Source organism: Alishewanella sp. HH-ZS, assembly GCF_001704375.1.
Taxonomy (GTDB): Bacteria; Pseudomonadota; Gammaproteobacteria; order Enterobacterales; family Alteromonadaceae; genus Alishewanella; species Alishewanella aestuarii.
Genome location: NZ_LZEJ01000070.1, coordinates 1 through 6,297 on the forward strand (window position 1 = coordinate 1; position 6,297 = coordinate 6,297).

Annotated in this window: 5 protein-coding genes; all 5 read right to left on the bottom strand. The window is 50.3% G+C overall.

The genetic code is table 11. The annotated features are described in order from the left end of the window. Positions 1-19: 19 nt before the first annotated feature. Entirely contained in the window at positions 20-1,450 is a 1,431-nt protein-coding gene (locus A9165_RS16065) for a phosphomannomutase (RefSeq protein WP_065956637.1), read from the bottom strand. Between the two features lie 45 nt (positions 1,451-1,495). Continuing rightward, positions 1,496-2,908: a mannose-1-phosphate guanylyltransferase/mannose-6-phosphate isomerase gene (locus A9165_RS16070; RefSeq protein WP_065956638.1), complete on the bottom strand. Its 1,413-nt coding sequence runs from the start codon at positions 2,906-2,908 to the stop codon at positions 1,496-1,498. A gap of 82 nt (positions 2,909-2,990) precedes the next feature. Then, complete coding sequence (locus tag A9165_RS16075; protein WP_065956639.1) at positions 2,991-3,638, bottom strand: transposase; 648 nt, start codon at positions 3,636-3,638, stop codon at positions 2,991-2,993. 108 nt (positions 3,639-3,746) lie between these two features. Continuing rightward, complete coding sequence (gene cysN, locus A9165_RS16080; RefSeq protein WP_065956640.1) at positions 3,747-5,150, bottom strand: sulfate adenylyltransferase subunit CysN; 1,404 nt, start codon at positions 5,148-5,150, stop codon at positions 3,747-3,749. Between the two features lie 17 nt (positions 5,151-5,167). Next, positions 5,168-6,076, bottom strand: coding sequence for a sulfate adenylyltransferase subunit CysD (gene cysD, locus A9165_RS16085; protein ID WP_008607987.1), 909 nt, complete (start codon positions 6,074-6,076; stop codon positions 5,168-5,170). Positions 6,077-6,297: the final 221 nt, after the last annotated feature.

The window sequence follows — 6,297 nt, forward strand, 5'->3', positions numbered from 1 at the left end:
TCGTGGGGATACCTCAGGGTCAGATGTCTGACCGGTACCGGAGACGTGTGGATAAGTTTTGGGCGAGTTTGTTGGCCTGCAATGCTACGCCGGCCTCAGTATAGATTCGTAGTTCCGGCGCATTACCTGATGCTCTGAGATGAATAATACTGGTATCACTCAGCGTTATTCTTACACCGTCGGTGAGATCAACGTTTTGAACAGTTTTATCTGTAATACCCAGCTGTTGCAGACACGCCAGGGGTTCAGCCGCAGCAGCTGCCAGTAAAGTACGGCTGTTCTCCGCGCTGAAATTCTGCACCCGCTCGCTGGCGGTAAAACGCTGCGGTAAGGCCGCCACCAGCTCTGAGATTGGCTGCTTATTCGCGAGCAACAGGATCGCAATAAAGGGTAACAAGGCATCGCGCGTTGGTAGCGCGGTAAGTGGGTTACTGTTGATATCTAGCGCACTCGCCAGTAAGAAGCCTCCATTTGCTTCAAAACCTGCAACCCGCTGAAAATCCGGTAACAACGTTTCCATCCCGGCGATAACGTAGGGAGATCCAATCCGGGTGCGCAGCACCTTGGAAAAGCTACCACACAAATCTATTGCGCTGTTGGCATTCACCGGCACTGACAGTGCCTCGATGCCAAGTGCCTTTGCCGTTAGCAAGCCAACCGTATCGCCGCGCAGCCAGTGTCCTTTTTCATCAGCAATCAGGGGCCTGTCACCATCCCCATCGGTGGAGAAAATAGCATCCAGCTGATACTGCCCTGCCCATTGCCGGGCTTTGGCTTGGTCAGCATCAGATACCGCTTCGGTATCAATCGGCACAAAGTGCTCGGTTCGCTCCAGCCGGGTTACCCTGGCACCTAATGCACTTAACAAGTGATGGTACAGATCACGACCGGCACTGGAATGTTCGTAAACACCAATGTGCATGCCGCTCAAACATTGTGCCGGGCAGATAGTAAGATAGCGCTGCAGATATCGCTCTGCCGCTTCGCTGGCAATGACGCTAAGCTCTGCAATATCCGAGGCAAGTAGCTCAGTAGTATTTTGATTGATCGCCAATTCATCTGCTTTGCTGATTTCGCCATCGGGCCGGTAGAACTTCAGGCCATTGCGGTCAAACGGAATATGGCTACCGGTAATCATAATTGCAGGTACCTGATCAGCCATGGCTTGTAATGCCAAAGCTGGCGTTGGCAAGATACCGTAGTACTTTACCTCTAAGCCCATAGCGGCCGCCATACCGGCACAGCTTTGCGCCATTGCCAGGCTGCTGGGTCTGTTATCAATGGCTATTGCTAATGCAGAAAACGGGTAGTGCCGCTGCATTTCCTGCAGAAAACTCTGCGTAAAGGCTGCACACACCTGGGGTGTAAAGTGGCTAACCAGGCCCCGGGCACCACTGGTACCAAAGGCAATGCCACTCTCGCTTATTATCTGTTGCAGGCTAACAGCCATTTATCACTCCACTTATCCACAGCACTCCGGCACCGGTCTGACCAGTTAAACGCGGCCATAAAGGTCAGAAAAACGCACAATATCATCTTCGCCAAGGTAGGCACCGGATTGCACTTCGATCAGTTCTAATGGGATTTTGCCCGGATTCTCCAGCGAGTGAACGGCGCCAATCGGGATATAAACCGACTGATTCTCTGTTAACAGTTGCTGCTGCTGATCAATAGTGACTTTCGCAGTGCCATGCACCACTATCCAGTGCTCAGCCCGGTGATGATGCATTTGGATCGACAGCTTTTCACCCGGTTTTACCGTGATCCGTTTCACCTGATAGCGATTGCCATTATCGATACTGTCGTACTTACCCCACGGCCGGTATACCTCACGGTGAATATAATGCTCACTGCGCCCTGCCTGCTTGAGTTGCTGTACGATATGCTTGACGTCCTGCACCTGATCTTTAGCCGCAACCAGCACCGCATCCTTAGTTTGAATCACAACGGTATTATGCAAACCAACGGTCGCAACAACGCCTGTTTCTGCAAAGATATAATTATCGCTGGAACCATGCTGAAGCACATCGCCAAGCTGCACATTCCCGGCCTGATCTCTATGACTAATTTCCCAGAGGGATGACCAGGAACCGACATCACTCCAACCGGCATCCATTGGCACCACTACCGCCCGGTCGGTTTTTTCCATTACCGCATAATCAATTGATTCTGACGGACAAGCAGCGAATGCCTGCTTGTTTACCCGGATAAAGTCCAAATCAGGTTCGGTTTGCGTCATTGCCTGTTCACAGGCCGCCATAATATCAGGGCGAAATTTCGCTAACTCAGCAAGAAAAACACTGGCTTTAAACAGGAACATACCGCTATTCCAGTAGTACTCGCCGCTGGCCAGGTATTGCTCGGCAACAGCCCGGTTTGGTTTTTCAACAAACTCGGCAACGCTGAATGCCGCATCAGATACTGCCGACACAGCTCCGCGACGAATATAGCCGTAACCGGTTTCTGGCGCTGTGGCGACTATCCCAAAAGTGACCAGTTGATCCGCTTCCGCAAGCTTCGTAGCACGCTGCACTGACGCTTGAAACGCCTGCACATCCTGAATGACGTGATCGGCAGCTAGCACCAGTAGTAAGGGGTCATCACCATTGCGTCTGGCGGAAAGTGCAGCTAAAGCGATAGCCGGCGCGGTATTCCGACCAGCTGGTTCAAGAATGATATTGTGGTTAAGCTGTGATAACTGTCTTAACTGCTCGGCGGCAATAAAACGGTGCTCTTCGTTACAAATCACCAAGGGTAGCTCAGCCGCAATACCAGATAACCTGGCAAGTGTTGCTTGCAACATGGTGACGTCGCCACACAGTTTAAGAAATTGCTTTGGCATCAGCTCACGTGACAGGGGCCACAAACGGCTGCCGCTGCCACCTGCCATAATAACGGGTAGTAACATACTCGATCCCTGAAAATAGAATGTTACCCGCTACTTTAAATCATCAGCCAAAATAAGCAACTTTTGCCGCTCGCTCCGCAACTTATCCACAGCACTCCGGTACCGGTCTGACCACTTCTAGCTGCTGCCGGTTAACCCAATTTTTAGTCAATGCCAGACGTATCTGTTTTAACTCCTCTGCACTCATCTCAGTATTGAATAATTCCCGATAGGCTTTAAGGCGGCTGAACTGACAGTCTCCCAGCGCAAGATAAGTTTTATGTGGCTGAATAATAGCAGATTTCATCCCACAGGCATTGGTGTGGAAACTCGACCAATGATAGCCAGCCGGCGTAGCCGACAGACCTGCCCGCACCGGGTTAAGCTCAATATAACGATAACAGGCCAACAGATAATAGTCGCTTTCTATGCTGCTGGCGAAGTACTTACTATCCCAGACTGTCCCGGTACGTTGCCGGTTTGTATTAAAATAACCGGCGTATTTACGCCCCAAACATTGCATAAAATGAGGCAGTTCTGCGCCGTCATCCGGTGTCACGAGCAGATGATAATGATTGGACATTAGCACAAAGGCATGTAGCTTTATTGAGAATGCCTCGAGCTTGTCGCACAACATGCTGAAAAAGGTTCCTTTGTCTGCTTCACCACCAAAACAGGGCATGCGGTTATGCCCACGGTTAACCAGATGGTACGGCATACCACTGACAAAAAATCGCGGTTTCCTGGCCATAAATTAACCTCCTATTAAATATTTTTTAAAATAGAAGATAAGTTGGCGACCGGCAAACCCGGACAATACCGGTCAGAGGTCTGACCGGTACCGGAGTGCTGTGGATAACTACTGGTTTTGTAGTTGGGGGAAGTGTTTACGCAGTAACTGGATTAACTCATATTCAAAGGCAGACAATCCCTCGATAGGAGCTTGCGTGGGCTGCTGATTCACCAGCGCGGCTTCAATCATCCCCGCACCTACTGTCAGATTGCTCAGCCTGTCGATGATAATAAAGGCGCCGGTTTGCTTGTTTTTGCTATAGGCATCAAATGGCATTGGCTCGGCCAGCTTCAGATCGACCAGGCCAATTTCATTCATTGCCAAGACTTCTGCCGTTTTTTCAGCCAGGGTGTTCACATCTATACGGTAATGCAACTTCTCAACTTCACCGGATGTGGTCTTGCAGGCGAATTTAATATAGTACTGCCGCTCTGGCTTCATCGCATTTTCATGCATCCAAATCAGTTTGGCGCGCAGGCGTGATGACACATGCGGCAAGGCATCCTTTTTCACCAACATATTGCCGCGGCTAATATCCACTTCATCATTCAGGGTCAGCGTGACAGCCTGGCCAGAGTGGGCTGAAACCAGGTTACCATCGAAAGTAACGATCTCTTTGACGGTAGAGACTGTACCTGATGGCAGCACCCGCACCGCGTCACCTACTGCGATACTGCCTGAGGTAATGGTACCCTGAAAGCCACGAAACTCGGAGTTTGGCCGGCTTACCAGTTGCACCGGGAAGCGGAAATCCTCATTGGCGACCGGACTGATGTCGATGTTTTCCAGATACTGCATCAAGGTTGAACCACGGAACCAGCTTAGCTTTTCACTGGTGTTCACCACATTATCGCCTTCCAGCGCCGAGATCGGCACAAAGCGGATATCCGGAATATCTAACGCCCCAGCCAGTTGCAAATAATCATCCTGAATTTCCTTGTAGCGACTTTGCGAATAGTCCACCAGATCCATTTTGTTAATGGCTACGATCACATGCTTGATGCCCAGCAATGAGCAAATAAAGCTATGTCGCCGGGTTTGGGTTTGTACGCCTTTACGCGCATCAATCAGGATGATCGCCAGATCACAGGTCGAGGCGCCGGTTGCCATATTACGGGTATACTGCTCGTGGCCCGGCGTATCAGCAATAATAAATTTGCGCTTATCGGTCGAGAAATAGCGGTACGCCACATCGATGGTAATGCCCTGCTCGCGCTCAGATTGCAGACCGTCGACCAAAAGTGCCAGGTCAACCTTATTGCCCTGAGTGCCGACTTTTTTACTGTCTTCGGTAATAGCCGCCAGCTGATCTTCAAAGATCATTTTGCTGTCGTGTAACAGCCGGCCGATCAGGGTACTTTTACCATCATCAACACTGCCACAGGTAATAAACCGCAGTAACTGCTTGTTTTCGTGTTGTTTTAGGTAGGCCAGAATATCTTGTTCAATTAATGGTGATGCATGACTCATAACGATAACCTCTGACCTTAAAAGTAACCTTCAATTTTTTTCTTTTCCATCGAGCCACTGCTATCGTGATCGATCACCCGCCCCTGCCGTTCGGAGGTTTTGGTCAACAGCATTTCCTGGATAATCTCCGGCAGCGTTGCAGCAGCAGACTCTACTGCCCCCGTCAGCGGATAACAGCCCAGGGTTCTGAAACGCACTTGTTTAAGCTGCGGCACTTCGCCATCCTTAAGCGGCATGCGCTCGTCATCCACCATAATCAAGGTGCCGTCGCGCTCTACTACCGGCCGCTCCTTGGCAAAATACAACTTAGGAATTTCGATATTTTCCAGATAGATGTATTGCCAAATATCCAGCTCGGTCCAGTTGGAGAGCGGAAACACGCGGATACTTTCGCCTTTATCGACCCGGCCATTGTAGATGTTCCACAGCTCCGGGCGCTGATTTTTCGGGTCCCAGCGATGGTTGCGATCACGGAATGAGTACACCCGCTCTTTAGCACGGGATTTTTCTTCATCACGCCGTGCGCCACCAAAGGCAGCATCGAACTTATACTTATCCAGGGCCTGCTTCAGGCTCTGGGTTTTCATAATATCGGTATGCTTGGCACTGCCATGGCTAAAAGGTCCGACATTCAGTGCCAGGCCATCCGGATTGATGTGCACCAGCAGCTCAAAACCATGTTGTTTCGCCATCTGGTCACGAAAGGCAATCATCTCTTTGAATTTCCAGGTGGTATCGACATGCAACAGCGGGAACGGAATTTTACCGGGGTAAAAGGCTTTGCGCGCCAAATGCAGTAGTACAGAGGAGTCTTTCCCTACCGAATACAGCATCACCGGATTCTCGAACTCGGCAACCACTTCACGGAAAATTTGAATAGACTCGTTCTCGAGGGCTTTTAGATGGCTCAAGCTAGGTGTGGCCATAACAACTCCAACATCAGGATAAGTAATGGCGGCAGCTTACCAGAACGCTAGCGCGGCAATTATCGTGTTTTGGAATAACTTATTTCCATCCAGATGTCTGTAACTTATCCACAGCACTCCGGTACCGGCCTGACCTCTGAGGCTGATAGATCCCCACGATTTTAAGGCTCCCACCGAACAGCATACTCCAAAGTATGCTGTCGGAGTCGCTCGAAGGCATC

Coding starts and splice junctions, on each gene's coding strand:
- A9165_RS16070 (WP_065956638.1), bottom strand. CDS start 2,908: ATGTTACTACCCGTTATTATGGCAGGTGGCAGCGGCAGCCGTTTGTGG.
- A9165_RS16065 (WP_065956637.1), bottom strand. CDS start 1,450: ATGGCTGTTAGCCTGCAACAGATAATAAGCGAGAGTGGCATTGCCTTT.
- cysN (WP_065956640.1), bottom strand. CDS start 5,150: ATGAGTCATGCATCACCATTAATTGAACAAGATATTCTGGCCTACCTA.
- A9165_RS16075 (WP_065956639.1), bottom strand. CDS start 3,638: ATGGCCAGGAAACCGCGATTTTTTGTCAGTGGTATGCCGTACCATCTG.
- cysD (WP_008607987.1), bottom strand. CDS start 6,076: ATGGCCACACCTAGCTTGAGCCATCTAAAAGCCCTCGAGAACGAGTCT.